The 19806-nt window shown below is 49.8% G+C and carries 19 protein-coding genes; 2 read left to right on the top strand and 17 right to left on the bottom strand.

The window, feature by feature from the left end; all coding sequences use genetic code 11:
• Positions 1-63 precede the first annotated feature (63 nt).
• Positions 64-1053 (top strand): glycosyltransferase, encoded by a 990-nt coding sequence (locus tag IPK65_09440; GenBank protein ID MBK8163351.1) that lies wholly within the window; start codon positions 64-66, stop codon positions 1051-1053.
• A 164-nt stretch (positions 1054-1217) separates the two neighbouring features.
• A complete protein-coding gene (locus tag IPK65_09435; GenBank protein ID MBK8163350.1) occupies positions 1218-2171 on the top strand; it encodes an NAD-dependent epimerase/dehydratase family protein in 954 nt (317 codons plus the stop codon).
• A gap of 34 nt (positions 2172-2205) precedes the next feature.
• Here the strand turns inward: IPK65_09435 and IPK65_09430 are convergent, their stop codons facing one another.
• From IPK65_09430 to IPK65_09350, 17 genes are all read right to left on the bottom strand, one after another.
• Positions 2206-3294: a hypothetical protein gene (locus IPK65_09430; GenBank protein ID MBK8163349.1), complete on the bottom strand. Its 1089-nt coding sequence runs from the start codon at positions 3292-3294 to the stop codon at positions 2206-2208.
• A gap of 167 nt (positions 3295-3461) precedes the next feature.
• Positions 3462-4724 (bottom strand): hypothetical protein, encoded by a 1263-nt coding sequence (locus IPK65_09425; GenBank protein ID MBK8163348.1) that lies wholly within the window; start codon positions 4722-4724, stop codon positions 3462-3464.
• A gap of 194 nt (positions 4725-4918) precedes the next feature.
• Complete coding sequence (locus tag IPK65_09420; GenBank protein MBK8163347.1) at positions 4919-5527, bottom strand: methyltransferase domain-containing protein; 609 nt, start codon at positions 5525-5527, stop codon at positions 4919-4921.
• Positions 5527-6327, bottom strand: a complete 801-nt coding sequence (locus tag IPK65_09415; GenBank protein ID MBK8163346.1) for a polysaccharide deacetylase family protein — start codon at positions 6325-6327, stop codon at positions 5527-5529. Before IPK65_09415 ends, IPK65_09420 begins: the two co-directional genes overlap by 1 nt.
• Positions 6317-6958 carry a glycosyltransferase family 4 protein gene (locus IPK65_09410; protein ID MBK8163345.1) on the bottom strand — a complete coding sequence of 214 codons (642 nt, stop codon included), beginning with the start codon at positions 6956-6958 and terminating at the stop codon, positions 6317-6319. The genes IPK65_09415 and IPK65_09410 overlap by 11 nt, the downstream gene beginning before the upstream one ends.
• A gap of 412 nt (positions 6959-7370) precedes the next feature.
• The gene (locus tag IPK65_09405; protein ID MBK8163344.1) at positions 7371-8228 is read right to left on the bottom strand and encodes a sulfotransferase domain-containing protein; all 858 of its coding nucleotides are present in this window, start codon (positions 8226-8228) and stop codon (positions 7371-7373) included.
• Positions 8215-9405, bottom strand: coding sequence for a glycosyltransferase family 4 protein (locus IPK65_09400; protein MBK8163343.1), 1191 nt, complete (start codon positions 9403-9405; stop codon positions 8215-8217). The genes IPK65_09405 and IPK65_09400 overlap by 14 nt, the downstream gene beginning before the upstream one ends.
• Positions 9406-9422: 17 nt before the next feature.
• Entirely contained in the window at positions 9423-10145 is a 723-nt protein-coding gene (locus tag IPK65_09395; GenBank protein MBK8163342.1) for a glycosyltransferase family 4 protein, read from the bottom strand.
• Positions 10146-10553: 408 nt separating this feature from the next.
• Positions 10554-11012: a class I SAM-dependent methyltransferase gene (locus tag IPK65_09390; protein MBK8163341.1), complete on the bottom strand. Its 459-nt coding sequence runs from the start codon at positions 11010-11012 to the stop codon at positions 10554-10556.
• A gap of 388 nt (positions 11013-11400) precedes the next feature.
• Positions 11401-13167, bottom strand: a complete 1767-nt coding sequence (locus IPK65_09385; protein MBK8163340.1) for an SLC13 family permease — start codon at positions 13165-13167, stop codon at positions 11401-11403.
• Between the two features lie 93 nt (positions 13168-13260).
• Positions 13261-13872, bottom strand: coding sequence for an adenylyl-sulfate kinase (gene cysC / locus IPK65_09380; protein MBK8163339.1), 612 nt, complete (start codon positions 13870-13872; stop codon positions 13261-13263).
• Between the two features lie 130 nt (positions 13873-14002).
• The gene (locus IPK65_09375; GenBank protein MBK8163338.1) at positions 14003-14575 is read right to left on the bottom strand and encodes a D-sedoheptulose 7-phosphate isomerase; all 573 of its coding nucleotides are present in this window, start codon (positions 14573-14575) and stop codon (positions 14003-14005) included.
• A 123-nt stretch (positions 14576-14698) separates the two neighbouring features.
• A complete protein-coding gene (locus IPK65_09370) occupies positions 14699-15244 on the bottom strand; it encodes an HAD family hydrolase (GenBank protein MBK8163337.1) in 546 nt (181 codons plus the stop codon).
• A 188-nt stretch (positions 15245-15432) separates the two neighbouring features.
• Positions 15433-16428 carry a GDP-L-fucose synthase gene (locus IPK65_09365; protein ID MBK8163336.1) on the bottom strand — a complete coding sequence of 332 codons (996 nt, stop codon included), beginning with the start codon at positions 16426-16428 and terminating at the stop codon, positions 15433-15435.
• Positions 16425-16787, bottom strand: coding sequence for a four helix bundle protein (locus tag IPK65_09360; GenBank protein ID MBK8163335.1), 363 nt, complete (start codon positions 16785-16787; stop codon positions 16425-16427). The genes IPK65_09365 and IPK65_09360 overlap by 4 nt, the downstream gene beginning before the upstream one ends.
• A 69-nt stretch (positions 16788-16856) precedes the next feature.
• Positions 16857-17942 carry a GDP-mannose 4,6-dehydratase gene (gene gmd, locus IPK65_09355; protein ID MBK8163334.1) on the bottom strand — a complete coding sequence of 362 codons (1086 nt, stop codon included), beginning with the start codon at positions 17940-17942 and terminating at the stop codon, positions 16857-16859.
• A gap of 190 nt (positions 17943-18132) precedes the next feature.
• Entirely contained in the window at positions 18133-19662 is a 1530-nt protein-coding gene (locus tag IPK65_09350) for a mannose-1-phosphate guanylyltransferase/mannose-6-phosphate isomerase (GenBank protein MBK8163333.1), read from the bottom strand.
• Positions 19663-19806: the final 144 nt, after the last annotated feature.

Below are 19806 nucleotides of genomic sequence, written 5' to 3'. Positions count from 1 at the left end.
CAGCACAATGACATCGTCTTATGATTTATACTAATATAGAAACAGGAGATAAGGCTATTTATCATGAGAATATTGCATATTATTACAACGATAAACCGCGGCGGCGCAGAGAATCATCTACGAGATTTGATCGAAGGACAAATCAGGAATTTTGGCTGCGAAGTCGCTTGCGCATATCTAAAGGGTGATGGCTATTGGAAAGCAGAACTAGAGAGTCTTGGGGTGCACGTCTTTCCTCTGGGATTATCGCAGTACGGGGAACTCGGGCCTCTTTGGAGACTCAAAAATGCGATTGCAAGTTTCGCTCCTCATATCGTTCATGCTCATTTGGCGCCCGCCGAATTATACGCTCGCATTGCATTATTGAAATCCCCGCAGTTGCCATTCCTGATCTCGAGGCATAACGAATCTCGTTTTTATGGTGGTCCGGGAGCAAACATGCTTGAAAGGTGGGTGGTCAGTCGTGCAGACGGGATCATCGCGATCTCGGATTCAGTCAAACGATACTACTCAAAGCGCTGGCCAGCCTCAACCAACCGGCGAATCACTGTAGTACATTATGGTCTTAATCCTCACTGCTTCCAGAATGTTGATCGAGAAAAAGTAGAAAATCTCCGCGCTGAGTGGGGGGGCAACGGCCCGACATTATTAATTGGAAGCGTAGCACGCTTGGTGCCAGCCAAAGCAATCGACGTCATGCTAACCGGTTATGCCAAATTCATAAATCAGGTGACTACCCCCAAGACAAAACTAGTAATCGTGGGATCAGGTCCGCTTCACGAAAAGCTAAGAAGTCACTCTGAGAAGCTTGGACTCAAGGATCATGTGATCTGGGCTGGCTTTCGTCAAGACATTCCTCTGGTTATTAATGCATTCGATATATTTGCCCTAACCTCAGTTACCGAGGGATTTGGTCTAGTACTACTTGAAGCTATGTCCTCAGGAAAGCCAGTTATCGCAACCAATGTGAGCGCAATACCTGAAATTGTCGCTGATAACGAGAGCGGGATGTTGATACCACCCAACGATCCTGAATCGTTCGCAGGAAGCTGAGTATTCTGGCGGGAAGCCAGGCGATCCGCTTCGGATACGGTAGCAAGGGAAAAGAGCTTGTGACGGGAAAATTCAGCGCGAAAAGATGTACACCGAGACAATGAAAGTCTACAAGTACATACTGGAGTTAAGAGAAAAACCATAAACTATTAACAGGAAACATTATGAGAAAAAACATTCTAATAACCGGTGGCGCGGGTAACATTGGCGGAAGCTTGGCCAGACGCCTTGTACAAAACCAAGAATACAAGGTCGTTATCGTCGACGATCTCTCTACGGGCATGGCCGGTAAATTGCCAGACCGTACATATAATAATTGGAAATTTATCAAGGCCAATGTCAATGATTTTAACGACATCGCTCCAGTGGTTATTTCTGGCAATTTCGATTTAATTTTTCATTATGCCGCAGTAGTGGGTGTCCAGCGCACATTGACCAACCCCAAACTAGTCTTAAACGATATAGAAGGAATTAAAAATATACTGGACTTGGCAAAAAATACGGGAGTAGAACGTGTCATATACTCATCTTCCTCTGAAGTCTATGGTGAGCCGGTTGAGATTCCACAAAGAGAAGCAACCACACCGCTGAATTCCAGGCTCCCTTATGCGATCGTTAAGAATATCGGCGAGGCGTTTTGCCGCACTTATGAGAAAGAATATGGATTGAAGTACACAATCTTCAGATTCTTCAACACATATGGGCCTCTTCAAAGCAAGGATTTTGTCGTTTCAAGATTTATCTATTGGGCGTCAAGAAATGAGGATTTGATCATTTATGGTGATGGCTCACAAACACGAACATTCTGCTACATTGACGATAATCTTGATTTTACCGAAACCGTTATCACCAACGATTTGTGTATAAACGACGTGGTGAATGTCGGCAGTGATAATGAAATCACCATTTTAGAACTGGCCAAGCTCGTTTTGAAAATCACAAACTCAAGATCAAGGATTGTACACTACCCTCCATTGAAGGAAGGCGATATGTCGCGAAGAAAGCCTGATAACTCGATAATGAGATCGATGTTAAAAAGAGAACTTATCAAGTTAGAGGATGGCATTAGGAAATCATTCGAATATTTGAAGAATAGCGATGACGATATTCTCACATAACGTGGCGAACCTTACTGGTCATTTGGAAGCCATTTTATTTTCTGACAATCATATTCTGCTTCATCATTATGATTTTTTTATCAGTGACCCTAGCAGCTTCGACAGGAAAAATACACCGACTGCGTATGCTGTGATAAACAAGCGTCTCCGCAAGATATATGCCTGTACTATTACCGGGTATATTGAGAAACTCACTGATAGGCCAAAGCAATTTGGTAAATGTCAACCCTCCCAGTACGCCAGGCCCAACTAGAAGAGACCCGGCCAATGCATGCAACTGACCTATTTCCATCCATATCGCTGTAGACAGATATTGCACAAGACCTATAAAAGACAGGCCATGAGCAAACCCTTCCAATCCGAGTCGTGCACGATAAAGCACTGACCCGCTATAAAACATGAGCAAACCAAGAAAAAGAATAAACAAAACAAACGTATTCTTTGCTGTAAATGTTGAATTTTCTCTTTCATACCAAATTACAAGTAGTCCAGCTATTAACGGTGTAATCGCTCTGGTCCTGCCACCGAGAATGAAATAAAAAATCGTGGCGATGAGCACGGGTAGGAGTGCGACCATATAGGATACATTTCCTCGTTTAATGAGATACGAAGAGAGGATTACGCTACATGAAATTAACATTAAGCCTAGATGGAAATACTTGCCGGTGCCTGCCTGTATATCAGTACCTCTGAAGCTGCCTGTCAATATGGCTTCCTCGAGTGTAGAATTACTTTCTATAAAAACTGACAAAAATATTGCGCCTGCTAGCATCCCTGTCACAGCCAAATAAGCAACGCTCTTTGGTAGTTCCCGCCTATGGGGACATGCTTTTCTCCAAGGTCTAATCGTTATGTTCCAACCGGCAGCGACGCCCAGCAACCCGACTAGTGCAAGAATATTTGCATGACGCCAGTTCTCACCTTGCCCGATATTCATCTTTTGGAACATCTCGATACTTGGAGATCCAAATTGAAGTAGAAGCAGAGGCAGACTGAATCGCACCATTCCAATCAGAAGAATTATGTTTATTGGATTCAGCCAGTCACGCTGTTGCACACCGTTATTAAATAATGAGTAAATGACAAGTAGATGTGCTAGCACAATGAACATAATATTTAACATGGATACAGTATTCGAAATGCTGAGAAGGACATTACCAATCAATACTACGAGGGAGAACTAATGAGACAAACAATGGGTTACTAATGGCCAGATTTCTCATGATTGATTGACCTCTAGATACCCAACAATGGCCGATAGCAGCTTCTCTCGCCATTGAATACGAGAGTTCACAGCGTTTTTAGTTTTCTGAATAATTCAAACCAGCACATCACGCTGACGACAATCATGGTTACGCTCACAACCTCGGACATTGAAACAATTGTTTCCTTTCCGTACAGCAGACCTAGAACTAGCAGCATAAAAAACTGGATTGCCGATATATTTGTACTTGCTAATCTATCCTTAATTATTAATATCCAGAACCTGAACCAACCTGTAGTCACATTAAAGATCCATACACCGACGAGCAATACAAGAATAGAGTCTATCGCGGACGCATAGTCAGGCCCGTATATAATGGCAATAAACTTATCACCATACAGCGAAGCAGGCAGCAGCATAACGGGAAGAACTGCCAGCATGGATAATGAAGGTGTCAATATTATCTTGACTAATCTCGCCCTGTCGCCGTTGTTCCATGATTTCATGATTCGAGGACGTAAGGCCGCCCAGACAGGGGCGGCAATTTTTATAGGAATTGCAGATAACGATTTTGCGACTTTATACAAAGCTACTGTTTCTGCACCTCTGAATATATTGAGCAAGATTATGTCTATTTGATTAGACCCAGAGAAAAATGAATTTCGCATAATAGAATGTATACTGTCGCTCCACCAGGTTGTTATATTGATATTATTATTTGTGGAAAGGGAATCCAGACCTTTGACGTTATCAGGCCACCAACTTTCCGTCATAACCCTAGCTAAAACAGTCTTCACCATAGCTGTTCCAATAACTGATGCAATCAAACCAGGGATGCTGAATAAATAAACGCCAATGGCTCCTGTAGATATCTGCACGACGGCGAAGATTATTTCAAATACAGATTGCCCCCTGAGTCTAGATGAAATTATGAATAGACTTTTATACACTCCGTAACCTACCTGAGCTGGAATAACAAGCGAAAGAAATATCACGTAATATAGATTTAAATTCAGCACCTCATAGGTCGCAAATGCCAAAGTAACGAGCAAGATATAAAGTAACCAGTTTACATATTTATCGATGCGTATTATCGCTGTTGCGTATTGCCGAGCAGTGATGAAATCACTCTTATTCCAGTGCGTGCCGACATATCGCAAAGCCAGTTCACCGCCTCTTGCGACAAAAATTGCTTCAACTAACGTCACTATGACTAGACTGCCTATGTACTCACCATATTCATAAACTGTCGTGGTCCTGACCACATAGACTTGGAGCGCTATCTGCGACAGTGCGACAAGGAGTTGTGAGAACCCCATGTACCCAACATCTGATACTATCTTACGCATTTGATTCTCTTATTTTCCAGTAAGAATCAAAAGAGAGAGACCAGTGACCATATGCGATGGGTAAATGCATCGATTAATGCGACACAGACAATCCATGAATAGTAAAGGTGTGCTTAGACGCAGATAACGACTCAATTCTACGACGAAACTCTGCTCTCGTTTCCATCATGCATGATGGTGTACGCACGATATATTTATGACATTTTTTTCATTATATAAAGTGATGCCCACACGCCTATTGATGGCGGAAAACCCAGGAATTTCGTTACTCGATAGAATAGTTCTTTCTTTCTTCCTCCATTAAACCAGATGACCTGTAACTCGAGATTATTTTCGTCACAAAACCTTTTTATATATTCATCCGTCTGTGGCAACACAGTGAACCAGCGATGTCGGTCTTTTCCCATTCCATATGAAAGATCATATTTTGCACCGATCCTTCCATGAAAAAGGAATTCCTTCCTGAAAACCCAGTGAGCCATATTTGGAAGCATTACGATGAGTTTCTCTCGCGCCACCCTCAGTAATTCTTCTAAGCCGCCTTGAAAATCATTAAGATGTTCAACCAAATCCAAGGCTACGACATAGTCACTTGAACTATTTTCCATGGGAAGTCCATTTTCTACATCCAACACGTAGTCAACGCTATTCGATGGATTTTGGAATAGGTCCACACCTTTGTATGCAACCACATCTCCGACATAAGACTTTAATTCACATCCTCTGCATCCGACATCGAGCAGACTTTTGTTATTCACTGGTTCAGAAAGGATAATATTCCTCACATATTCAAACTTGTTCATTACGAAATCCTTGTTTTCTTAATCATGTCGTAACCGCCGTTAAGCCAGTTTCTCCATAAAAGATCTGATGCATAGATGTCCAGGCTATCCCTCCCTATTTCATAGAAATCCTCGATCTCGTTCGCTGATCTAGGAATGATAGTAAACGCAGCGCTATAACCAGTATTTCTGACAAATTCTTTTGTCTGATTACAGACATTAATTCTTCCTCCAAATGGATATGCGAACCATCGTACATCATCGCCTGTCCAATCCTCTAATAGTTCACGGTCTCTTATAATTTCATCTATCAGAATTTCTGTGGGATACTCTTTTCCGAGATCCAGGTGATGCGCCGTGTGTCCACCTATCTCGAACAATTTATGATCAGATATCGATCTGATGTGCTCTGCTTGAAGTGGAAGCAGCTTCTGTTTTCTCCTGAAGCAATTAACAGCAAACTTTCTTGCATCAATTTCATCAAGACCAACAAAACCAGAGCAAATAAAAAAAGTGGCAGGAATATTGAGATCCACCAGCACCGGAATAACATTATCACGCCATGACAGATAGCCGTCATCAAATGTTATGGCGATCTGTGTTTTGTTGCCTATGCTAGTTTCGAGCAAATCGCCCAAACTAAGAATGTCATATGTTTCGCGCAGCCAATGCATTTTATCTCGGAATCTGATCGAGTCATTGATATCGTGAATTGCGACAATCCGCTTATCAGGCAGTGAGTTTCTGATGTTTTTATACATTCCATTGGCAATGATGAATGAGTTTCTGACGCCAATTTTTATCGAGAATTTATTTTTCATAGTTTCCGATTTCGGCTAACATTCTGTCGAACAGGGTTATATCACTATGATGATGTAATATAATTTCTCTTAGGTCCCTGCCGATATGGGTTCTGATGGCATCAGGCAGCAAAAGCAGTGAGTAGATCAATTCAGCAAGCAGCGCATGGTTTTCGTGTTGGTCAACACAAGTCAGAATATCATGATAAGCGTCGGGGATGATCTCTCTAACGCAGTTATTCGTCGAGAACACTGGCAATCCACAGGCCATAGCTTCGACGACAACTCTATCCAATGCAGTATCAGAAAAGTTGACAAGGAGCTTGTGGGTATTAAATATCTCCGGGAGGGCATCCTGCCTAACTGGCCCATGAAAAATAATCTGATCATTCAATTTCTGCTCACAGATTAGATGGTCTATGTGCTCCTTATATTTCTTATCCTGTCCTGATATCGGACCATATAAATCTACTTTCGGAGCTATTCCGTACTTGAGATTCAAATGCGTCAATATGAAAATTATGCTTTCCAAGCGCTTGACCGGGGCAATCCTGCCAACAATGACAAGATCTTTATTTCTTTCCTTTCCCAACACCCGAAATTTTTCTGTATCAACGCCCTGCCCAATAACTCTGAGATTGGGTAATTGCATGGGAAATGCATTGGTTGTTGAAGTAAATACAACGGTGTCGCAGTAACGCGCGTATAATTTCATCATAAAGGTAATATGTGGATGTGCTTTCCAATGGTATACGTTTTTACCACCAAAAGCTTAAATGGTAAAAGTAGCAACGGATATGGGCCACCCTGATAGATAAAATAATAATCCGTTTTATTTACCATCACTCCTTTTATTATCAGGGAATAGAACTTAATCAAAGTAGAAATGCGATTTCTTCCTCTAAACGAGAACACTCTCGTATTATCAGGCAAGTTATATTCACCGACTTTTAATGCCAGGACAGTTACTTTCCCTACCTGATTCTTTTGTGACAGAACACGAATCCATCTGACAGCTGTTGCATTAATAGGATCATGCTCGTCAACAACCTGGCAAATCACTGTTATGTTTGAATGCGCCACTCGATAAGATCTCTTCCAATTATTTTTGAAATAGCAGAAATTTCTGACTGGATATCATATTTCTCATACAAATAATGTCTAGTTTGAGTGTCTATCACATCAGCGCGTCTGATATCCATTCTTGTATTCAGTGTCCGAATTCTTTCCGCGAGGCCTGATTTTTTTATTTGCCAGAATAGAGTACGAAACCCGTTTGATCTCAGGTAACTGGAGACAGCCCTTATCCCGGAATCAATCCAGACATGACGTGGAATCCTGGCAGGATTTATCTTTGTACGAATAAATTCAGGTATAAATTCATGGTCAATATTGAGAAATCTGTATATTTTTTTTATATAGTCCCCGGGATCGATCAAACTATCCTCGTAGATTAATATCAGCAATTGAGCTGGCTTAAAATAATCTAGGTAACGATTTACTTGGCGCGCGTACTGACCTTGGTTCATGTATTCAGGATGGCTATCCAACGCATCCAGAAAGTCCGTAGAACTGGACACAATACCTGTTTTGATATCGTTAATATAATTGGAATAGGCTCTGTCAATTGGATTGCGTAGAGACACGACCAGTTTCACATCAGGAAATTTATTATGGATCCTCGCAGGCGTGTACTCATCCGCCAAGTATGAAGTTGAGAATTCACCGATTACCTGCCCCGCATGACAGCCGTCAAAGTTTCCTGCATACCAATCATATCCTTTAGACCAGTTTCGCTCTCTGCTGAAAAAATGTATTTCCTTACGCGGTATACAAACCTGAGGATGTACATGTAGGCACGCATAAATCCATGAAGTACCTGATTTTTGCGCTCCTATACCGATAAAATCAGGTTGACTCATCGCAAACACTTCCCCAGAAGTCGACTAACTTATTTGATAAGTTAGCAAAACCATATTTCACATTCACTCTCGCATGTCCCTTAGTCCCATAAGACATCCTCAGTTCATCAGCGGAGAGCAGGTTTATCACACCATCTGCTAACGTTTGTGCATCACCAACAGGAGCTAATATTCCAGTGACACCTGATTCGATGAGGTCGAGTGTTCCGGCGCATTTGGTACTCACAACAGGGATTTTGGCTAGATAGGCCTCAAGGACGACTCTGCCAAATCCCTCATAATATGAGGTAAGTAGAAAGACATCGGCGGCCGCATATATTCCGGGCAATTCCTCATGCTTGACATAACCCAAGAAAATAAATCTATCTGATAGTCCACGGTTGATGACCGCCTCCCTTATCTCACCAAACATGGGCCCGTTGCCTGCCATGACAAACATTACGTCTGGGTTATCACGGCTAATAAGCTGCGCAACATCAATCCATAGTTGGAGATTTTTTGGTGCATAAAATTTACCAACAAACAAGACAACTTTTTTAGCCTCCAATGAAATAGCTATCTTTCGTTTGAATGCAGACTTTTCACCATCTAATGGCTGAAAATTCACCCCTACAGGTATAACCCGGATCGTGCCGGATGGTTTTCCGAGGCAATCCACCAGTTGGTGTTTTTGGAATTCTGAAACTACTCGAACAGCATCAGATCGTTTGATCAATGCGCGCGCAATCAAGTTACGCCACAGGTTAAATCTGTTTTCTTTTCGCCAGTGCTCAGAAAACAAATCGAAATGGATTTGCAGTATGAACTTAGCATTGAATATTCTTGATATCACGTATCCGACGATGCCTTCTTCCCATGGGGTCTGAGCAGTGACGATATCTGGCCGCCATCCATCCTCCAGCGTTTTAGGCAGCATTCTTATCACACCGGCCAAATAGGTGATGCGGTGAGCAGAGGCGGTCCCGAAAATCGAGAGAGATTGATTGATTTTCTCATGCTGAAGTAGCGAAGTTCTCTTTGTGTAGGTTATGACTTTTATTTGGCTTCCGGGGTACCTTGATTGCAGTATATTCGAGTAGGCGATGTGTCGCTTTCTTGTGTCACCGATGACAGCATCATTTTGCTCGAATAAGGTGGGATCTTTGCTGAGAAGGAGGATATTTATCGGATGACCCATGATATGCACCAGCCGGTTTACCTATTCAGGGTATTTTCAAGGATTTTCTCAGTTTTGGTAGCCATGGTTTCAAATGAAAAGTTATGCAAAACCTGTTCTCTACCTTTCGATGCTACCTGAGTGCGCTTATCATTGTTGGATAGCAAATATCCGATTTTCTCTCTTAGCATGGCATTGTCCCCCGGGGGAATAAGATATCCATCTACGCCATCTGTTATTGTCTCAGGTGTTCCACCAACAGCGGTTGCAATAACGGCTACTCCGGCTTGTTTCGCCTCGAGAACAATGTGTGGCAATCCCTCATATGTCGAGTTAAGGATGAATATCTTGGCTTTGGAAATTTCAGAATGCACCTGATCACGAGGTACATAACCAAGAAATTGTACAGAATTATTACTGTGCTTGAGCGCTCTGCATACAAGATCCTCCTTTAGGGGGCCGTCACCGATAACATTTAAAGTCCACTTGTTTTCACAAACGACATCTATAAGCTCACTAATTCCCTTCCAAGGCACCAATCTCGCCACTGTAACGCAATCGACATTGCCGCCTTCTCCATAATTAGCATATGGAAGAGACTGTGGTTTCACGGAGTTGTATACGACGTTAATTTTTGCAGTATCGATTCCCCAACCTTTAACAATCCTGCATAGATATAGGCTTGGTACGATAATGGCATCGCACTGATTGATCAGCTTATTGTAGATCCATTTCAAAATTTTCCACTTTATACCCGCCACATTTCTCTGGAATTCATCGATGGATACCGTGTCAGGTGATGATAGTTTCGCCTTTTCCCAAATCAGGTCACCAACGATTTTTATGGCTAACGGTTTCCTTGAGAATAATTTGCATGCAACGATGCTTTCGAAGATCAGTCCATTGACGAATATGACATCTGCCTCTTTGGAATATTTTCTTATGGTATTAACTATTCTAAATGTGAGAAATCTTGTTAGCTTTCCGTAAAATTCTCAAGATCGGAAACGTATAGTTTTCATCGCTGTGGTTCAACAAGTCACTCAAGGTTATTACTGACACTATTGTATGTTTCACAGACAACGCCTGTGCAATCTCCGGCACATAGCTCGCCGGACCACCATGATCCGGAGGGAATATTCCCGTCACTACTAGAATCTTCATCTTGTTTATTTGATGCCGTAAACAAGATGTCTCGTTGTGGCCTTGCCGCGCTCCGGTTTGTCTATTAGATCTATGATTCTCCGAATAGCAGGGTAATTTATCCAGCGAGTGAGATAAAATTGCTTTAGTCTGAATTCGATCGGTCCATCCAGGGGTAACACTTCAAGATTCGTGAAATCATGAAACAGCTTATGTAAACCCTCATGCGTAAAACGCCAATAATCGGGATAATTTAAATGATCATGCGATAAAGCGCTTTTTCCATGATACTGGCTGAGAAATGGAACCGTTAGCAGAAGTTTTCCGCCGTTTATCAACACGCGCTTTATTTCATGGACGGCTTGGAATGGATTTGCGACATGCTCGAGTACCTCTAGGCAAATGACCGCATCAAATGATGAATCATCAAATGTCATCATTTCTATATCTTGATGTAAGTCGCAATTGTACTGACCCTTGTTCATTTCTGGATTAAATCCTGCTGCGAGATAGTTCTTTCCAGAAACAAGCTCTCGTAACGCCGTAATTCCTTGGCAAATCTTTCTGGCGTTCCAATATCCAGTATATTCTTTGAGTCACAGAGCAGTTTCTTCAGGCAGACCAGAAATAAGGTCTCAGAACGGCCACCTATCAACATGTGAATACCTTTATTAATTGACTCTCCAGAAGACCAGATAGTCCATGCAGCACTTGTGTGAGCATTTTCTCAACGATATCAGCCATAGCAGAAACGCTATATAAAATTTCGGCTACCTGCTTTTATGCGCCGCCACTCATAAAGATCTGTTTTCTGTCGCCTGAATAATATGGCGCTCAGTTTCATACACTGCCTCAATACTTACTACCCAGCGCTCAGAACGCCCACACCCGCGGGACAATCAGCATAATCAGTATCCCGACCATGACGGTCAGCGGGATACCAAGTTTCATGTAGTCGGTGAAGCGATAACCGCCCGGACCCAGCACCATCAGGTTGGTCTGGTACCCGATCGGAGTGGCGAAGCTCATCGAAGCCGCCACCGTGATGGTGATGATGAAGGGCATGTAGCTCACATCGAGTGATTTGCTGAGCGCAAGCGCGATGGGAAACATCAGTGCAGCAGCGGTATTGTTGGTCACGATCTCGGTGAACAGCACAGTCATGACGTAGACCACGAAGAGCGCCATCAGCGGGCCTGCCCCGGTGAAGGACAGGAAACCGTCAGCCATTGCCTGCGCCGCACCCGTGGTCTCCAGCGCCTTGCCGATGCCGAGCGAGGCGGCGATCACGATCAGGATCTGCCAGTCCACCGCTGCGCGCGCATTGCTGCCGCGCGTACAGCGGGTAATCAACATCGCGCCGGCGGCCAGCAGCGCCGCCTGCAGCATGCTGAGCCAGCCGAAGGCGGCGGCGGCCACCATGGCGGTCATGATCGCGAGTGCGATCGGCGCCTTGTCATGATTGAGCGGGGTCGAGCCCGCCAGACGGCTCACCAGATAGAAGTCACGCGAATTGCGCTGCTGCTCAACAAAGGACGGGTGCCCTTCCAGCAGCAGGGTGTCGCCCGGACGCAGCACGATGTCGCCGATCTTGCCCTTGATCTGCTCGCCGCTGCGCGAGACGGCGATGACCGCCGCGTTGTAGAGGGTGCGGAAGCGCCCCTCGCGGATGCTCTTGCCCACCAGCGGGGCGCTGTTGGAGATCACCGCCTCGATCAGGCAGCGTTCCGGCCGTGGCATGCCCAGCTTGAAGATCTGGTCGGTGGCCGGGGAGAGGCCGTGGATCTTCTGCAGGTCGATGACCGATTCCACCGCCCCGGCGAAGATCAGCCGGTCGTTCGCCTGCAGCCGCTCGAGCGGCGAAACGGCCGGCAGCACCTGCTCGCCGCGGTCGATCTCGATCAGATACAGACCCGGCAGGTGGCGCAGGCCGGCCTGCTCCACTGTCTTGCCGACCAGCGGCCCGCTGGAGTCCACCATCATCTCCACGGTATAGCCGCGCGATTCCTCGAACTGGCTGATGGCCGGCTTGCGCTCTGGCAGCAGCCAGCGGCTAAGCAGGACGATGCCGAGGAAGACCACCACCACCAGCGGGATACCCACCCAGGCGAGCTCGAACATCTTGAGTCCGTGGCCGGTCTCCTTGATCAGCATGCCGTTCACAACGAGATTCGTGCTGGTGCCGATCAGGGTACAGGTGCCGCCGGCGATGGTGGCATAGCTCAGCGGGATCATCAGCTTGGAGACGGAGATCCGGTGGCGGCGCGCCCAGTCCTGCACCGCCGGGATCATCATCGCGACCACCGGAGTGTTGTTGAGGAAGGCGCTCATGGCGGCGACCGGGGTCATCAGGCGCATCTGGGCGTGGGCGGTCGAGCGCGGCACACCGAGCAGGTGCTGCACGATCCAGGCGATGGCGCCGGTATCGCGCAGGCCGGTCACGATGACGAACATGATGCCCACCGTGACCATGCCCTCATTCGACAAACCGGAAAGAGCTTCCGTTGGCGTCAGTATGCCGGACACCAGCAGAAGGGTCAGGCCGGCCATCATGACGATGTCCGGCGCCGTGCGCCCGTGTATCAGCAGCCCGAGGCAGAGGCCGATGACGGCAACGGTAAACCAGGCTTCAAGGCTCATGGCTCGAGCGTGAGGTGTGAGGCGTTAGGTGTGAGGCGTACTGGCATCATTGCGATATCGGGGGACAGATAAAAATCTGTCCCCAATCCTGTGTCAGCCCTTCAGAATGCCGCGCTCGCGCAGGAAGGCGAGCACCTGGTCGGCGCACTTGTCCAGCGAATCGGCCCCGGTCTCGACGATGATCTCGGGCTTGTCGGGCGCCTCATACGGCGAGGAGATTCCGGTAAAGGCCTTGATCTCCCCTGCCCTCGCCTTCTTGTACAGACCCTTCACGTCACGCTGCTCGCACACTTCGAGCGAGGCCTTGCAGTAGATCTCGATGAAGTCGCCATGCATGACCAGGCTGCGCACGCGCTCGCGGTCGGCACGGAACGGCGAGATGAACGCGGTCATGGCGATCACGCCGGCCTCTATGAACAGCTTGGAGACTTCGCCGATGCGGCGGATGTTCTCCACGCGGTCCTCATCGGAGAAACCAAGGTCACCGCACAGTCCGTGGCGGATGTTGTCGCCGTCGAGCACGAAGGTGCGGCACTTCAGTCCGTGGAGCTTTTCTTCCACCGCATGCGCCAGCGTGGATTTTCCCGAACCGGACAACCCTGTGAACCACAGGATCGCGCTCTTGTGCCCGTTCATGGCTTCGCGCTTCTGACGGTCGATGGTGGCCTGGTGCCAGACGACGTTGGTACTCTTATTACCGCTCATGATGAACTCCTAAATAATAGGATTGAGGACTGAGGTCTTAGGACTGAGTGAAAACCCATAAACATTATTTCTATTTAAACTTAGCTTATCTGGCTCGGGTAGATTTTGTCTTTTACTCAGTCCTGAGCACTCAGTCCTCAGTCCTGCTCTTTTCAATCAGATCGCACAGTATGTGCCCGATTAGCCCGTGCATCTCCTGGATGCGCGCGGTGTTTTCCGCCGGCACAACTATCGACAGGCGGCAAAGTTTTATTATCCGGCCGCCGTCTCTGCCCAGCACGCCGATCGTGGTGGCGCCCTGGCCGTTCGCCTGTTCGATGGCGCGCACCACGTTCGGGCTGTTGCCCGAGGTGGACAGGCCCACGAGCACATCACCCCGACGAACCAGTGCTTCGACCTGGCGCTTGAAGATGCTGTCGAAGCCATAGTCGTTTCCCACGCTGGTCAGGATTGAGGTATCAGTGGACAGCGCGATGGAGGCGAGCGCTTTCCGTTCGCGCTCGAAGCGGCCGACAAGTTCCGCGGCGATGTGTTGTGCGTCCGCCGCGCTTCCGCCGTTACCGCACCAGAAGATGGTGTGGCCCCGGCCGAGGCAGTCGATCAGGCATTGCGCCACCTGCTCGATATCGGCGACGAGGTTATCCCGCACGGCCGCAAGGACGTTCTCGTGGTCTTCCAGCGCTTTTACGATACGGTCACTCATGGTTCAGTGAATCAACGCCTTTCTACAATATGCCGTAGCCTGTGGTGAACGCCGTAACGCTCACCCGGGATCATGACGCCCGTTGTGCCTGGTCTGCCCGGCACAACATGCACCCTCGCATGCTCAATCCGTGACCAATTCGAGCACGGTGTTCAGCTCGTTGACGACGTAGTCCGCCCGCGTCGGGGCATCAATGCCGCCTTCCGGACGGTACAGGACCTTATGGCCGACACCCGCGGTCTGTGCGGCCTTCATATCGGATTCGCGGTCTCCGACGAGTATACAGTTTGAAAGGTCCAAATCGAAGTCCTGCGCCGCCTTGATGATCATGCCGGGGTTGGGTTTGCGGTCGTAGGAGTCCTGCTTGTACTTCCCGATGCCGTGCACGGGATGATACGGGCAGTAATAGACCTGCGCCACCGTAATACCCTCCTCCTCGAATCTGGCCTTCATCCAGCCGGTGAGGAGGTGAAAATCATCCTCGGTGTAATAGCCGCGTCCAATTCCGGACTGGTTGGTGATGATGATGATGCGGTAGCCCTGACCGGCCGCCATGCGGCACAGCTCGAACAGGCCGTCGACGAACTCGAAATCTTCGATCTTGTGGACATAGTCCCTGTCGATATTGACCACGCCGTCCCGATCGAGTATCAGCGCCCTGCCTGCCATAACTGGAACCTATCTCAAAATTGGAAATGCATGTTTGCAATGAAAGATAAATGCGTCATTCCCGCGAAAGCGGGAATCCAGTGTTTCTGCTTTTCATCGGCTTAAAGCCACTGGATCCCCGCTTTCGCGGGGACGACGCCTGCTGTTTCCGCCTATCATCAATTTTGAAACAGATTCCAGCCTCCGGATCAATGCGCCTGCGAGGCGGGTTGATCCAGGTACCAGCGATATACCTGCGCGATTCCGTCGGCCAGGCCGATGCGCGGCGTCCAGCCAAGCGCGCTCAGGCGCGATACGTCCAGCAGCTTTCTCGGCGTCCCGTCAGGCTTGCTGGTGTCGAACTCCAGGCGGCCCGGGTATCCGACGACACGCTGCGCGGTCTCGGCCAGCTCGCGGATGGTGACGTCCTGACCGCATCCGACGTTGATCAACGGCGGTGAGGCGTGAGGCGTAAGGAGTGAGGCGTATTGCTCTTCCGGCAGGCTCAGCAGGAACAGGCAGGCGTCGGCGAGGTCGTCGCTGTGCAGAAATTCCCGGCGCGGCGTCCCTGTTCCCCATACCGTGACCGCGGGTGATCCGGCGAGCTTTGCCTCGTGCATCTTGCGTATCAGTGCGGGCAGCACATGGGAGTTCTGCAGGTCGAAGTTGTCACCCGGACCGTACAGGTTGGTCGGCATCACGGCAAGGTAACGGGTTCCGTACTGCTGATTGTAGGAGCGGCACATCTCGATGCCGGCGATCTTCGCCACCGCGTAGGCGCGGTTGGTCTTCTCCAGCGGGCCGGTAAGCAGATACTCTTCCTTCATCGGCTGCGGGCACTCGCGCGGATAGATGCAGGAAGATCCCAGAAACAGGAGCCGCTCGACGCCGGAGCGCCAGGCCTCGTGAATTACGTTGGTCTGGATGGCAAGGTTCTCGCGGATGAATTCCGCCGGATAGGTGTCGTTGGCCAGTATCCCGCCGACCTTCGCCGCGGCCAGGAGCACCCGCCGCGGTTTCTCCGTCCGGAAAAATTCGCGCACCGCCGCCTGGTCGGTGAGATCCAGCTCACGATGCGTCCGTGTAACCAGATTGCTGTATCCTGCTGCTTGAAATCGACGCATCAGGGCGGAACCGACCAGGCCGCGATGGCCGGCAACGTAGATAGAGAGGTCAGGTGTTAGGTGTGAGGCGTGAAGCGTCATTGCTGATATCGTTTCCCGATAGAATTGATCAGTCCACCCAGTAAAGCGAACAGTTTTTCCATTTTGGATAGTAAATCATCGTTCTCTGCGATATAGCCTAACTCTTTAGCCAGGACAACCTGGGTCTCGAGCTCGCACAGAGAGCCACGAGCTATCGTGAGAAATTGCCCAAACTCCCTGAAACTGGCCCTTCCGGCACCTTCCGCGATGTTGGATGGCACGCTAACCGCGGCACGCCTCATTTGACTTGTCAGCCCGTACATTTCACATTTTGGGAATGCCGATGTGACCTCATAAATATCCTTTACAAACTTCATAGCGTGCTGCCACGCCAAGAGTCCGTGATGTATTCTGCTCATTGGATTTCCCTCCGTGGAAATTCTGTAAGCTCATACGCCTAACACCTCACTCCTCACACTTCACATATTTTATTCATGGTAATCAAACGTCCTGAACCCTTCTCTCCTGCACAGTTCATCCCGTTCGGCTACCTTGAGGTCTTCGCGCACCATTTCAGCGACGAGTTCCTTGAAGCTGGTGCGCGGCGTCCAGCCCAGCTTATCCCTGGCCTTGCTCGGATCACCGAGCAGGGTTTCCACTTCGGTCGGACGGAAATAGCGCGGATCGACTGCCACGATGCAGCGGCCGGCTGCATCATAGCCCTTCTCCTCGGCACCCTGTCCCTTCCATGAGATGCGCATCCCGAGTTCACTCGCGGCGGCGTCGACGAAATCGCGCACACTGTACTGAATTCCGCTTGCGATGACGAAATCTTCCGCTGATTTCTGTTGCAACATCAGCCACTGCGCCTCGACGTAATCGCGTGCGTGCCCCCAGTCGCGGCGCGCGTCCAGGTTGCCGAGATACAGGCAGTCGAGCAGGCCAAGCTTGATGCGCGCCAGCGCGCGCGTGATCTTGCGCGTGACGAAGGTCTCGCCCCGGATCGGGCTTTCATGATTGAACAGGATTCCGTTGCAGGCATAGATGCCATAGGCCTCGCGGTAATTGACCGTGATCCAGTAGGCGTAGAGCTTTGCCACGGCATAGGGCGAGCGCGGATAAAATGGCGTCGTCTCCCTCTGGGGCACTTCCTGCACCAGTCCGTACAATTCGGAGGTCGAGGCCTGGTAGAAGCGGGTCTTCTTCTCCAGGCCGAGGATCCGGATCGCCTCGAGCAGACGCAGAGCCCCCAGGGCGTCGGAATCCGCCGTGTACTCCGGCTCCTCGAATGACACCGCGACGTGGCTTTGCGCAGCCAGGTTGTAGATCTCGTCCGGTTGCACCTCCTGCACGATCCGGATCAGGCTGCTCGAATCCGTCATGTCGCCGTAGTGCAGGATGAACCGGCGGTTGTCGACGTGCGGATCCTGATACAGATGGTCGATGCGGTCGGTGTTGAACAGCGAAGTGCGCCGCTTGATCCCGTGCACGACATAGCCCTTCTTCAGCAGAAATTCCGCCAGATAGGCCCCGTCCTGGCCGGTGATGCCGGTGATTAAGGCTGTTTTTGACATGGCTAACCTCTTTGTTGGTGAGGCGTTAGGTGTTAGGCGTTAGGGAAACCTGAATAATTACCTGGTTGTCATTCCCGCGAAAGCGGGAAACCAGTAATTCAAGGACCTGGATGCCCGCCTGCGCGGGCATGACGAATTAATCAGACCTCCCATAGTTAGTATTTTCGCCTCACACCTGCCCCCTCACGCCTCACTTCCTTCCGTAGTGATCCTCGAACCTGACGATATCGTCTTCCCCAAGATATGATCCCGACTGAACCTCGATCAGTTCGAGCGGGAGCGTTCCCGGATTCTCCAGGCGGTGGGTGACCCCGATCGGGATATAGGTGGACTCGTTTTCACTGAGCAGGAATTCATCGTCCCCGCGCACGACGCGGGCGGTCCCCTTCACGACAATCCAGTGCTCGGCGCGATGGTGGTGCATCTGCAGGGAGAGCGAAGCACCCGGCTTGACCGTGATACGCTTGACCTGGAAACGTTCCCCCTTGTCAATGCCTTCGTAGCTGCCCCATGGACGATGTACGCGGCGGTGGATCTGGTGCTCGCTGCGCCCCTGCTTCTTCAGGTGGGCGACGATATCCTTCACGTTCTGCGCCTTGTCCTTGTGCACGACCAGGATGGCGTCGGCGGTCTCGATCGCAATAATGTTATCAAGGCCTACGCCGGCGAGCAGGCGGTGCTCGGCGTACAGGAGGGAATTGCGAGTGTCTTCAGCGATGACGTCGCCACGCAGGATATTGCCGTCGGCGTCCTGCGGCGAGACCTCCCACAGGCTGGACCAGGCGCCGACGTCCGACCAGCCGGCATCCAGCGGGATCACCGCCGCGGTTATCGGTGAGGCGTCAGGCGTGAGGGGTGAGGAGATGGAGGCGGTGAGCTTTTCCATGACGGCGTAGTCGATGGAGTCGCTGGGGCACGTGGCGAACAGTTTCTTGTCCACGCGGTAGAAGTCTCCGTCCTGCTTGCCGCTCGTGTACGCCTGCTCCGCAGCGGAATAAATGTCCGGGCGGTGGCGCATGATCGCTTCCAGCCACACCGCGGCGCGCACCATGAAGATGCCGCTGTTCCAGAGATATTCTCCGGAGTCGAGATAGGATTGCGCCGTGGCGGCATCCGGCTTTTCAACGAACTGTTCTATGAGGTGAGGCGTCAGGCGAGAGGTGTCAGGTGAAAGTGCTCCCTTCCCTACCGCTTCACGCCTCGCGCCTGACGCCTCACCCGCAAGGGCAGCGCCCTTGTGGATGTAGCCATAACCGGTCTCGGCGCGTGTCGGCAGGATACCGAAGGTGACGACCTGGCCAGCCGAAGCCAGCCGCGCACCAATGATTACAGCCCGGCTAAAGGCCGCCTCGTCGCGTATCAGGTGGTCGGCCGGCATGATCAACAGCACGGCGCCCCTGTCCCCGGCATGCAGGGCCGCCAGGGTGGCCGCCGGCGCGGTATTCCGTCCGACCGGCTCGAGCAGGATCTGGCCAGGCGGCTTACCCAGTTGGCGTAATTGCTCGGCCACCAGAAAACGGTGTTCCTCGTTGCAGATGACCAGCGGGGCGGCGATCCGGACATCCTGCATCGCCTCAAGGTGATCCAGGCGGTTGACAGTGGACTGCAGCAGGGTCAGGTCGCTGACAGGGGCCAGTAACTGCTTGGGATAATGTTCCCGCGACAGCGGCCACAGACGGGTACCCGAGCCGCCTGACAGGATGACCGGTTGGATGATCATGAGCTTATCTTACCAGAGGAAGCTATTATCGGCGTTCGTGGCTGTGTGAACTGTATGTGACGCAATCATTGGCAAGGCGAGGGCAGGCTCTAATTAGGCTTTTCCAGGGTATCAAGTGCCCCCCCACGTTGTTCCTCCGCCATA

The organism is Gammaproteobacteria bacterium (assembly GCA_016712635.1).
Taxonomy (GTDB): Bacteria; Pseudomonadota; Gammaproteobacteria; order SZUA-140; family SZUA-140; genus JADJWH01.
This window is presented reverse-complemented; position numbering and strand designations above follow the sequence as displayed.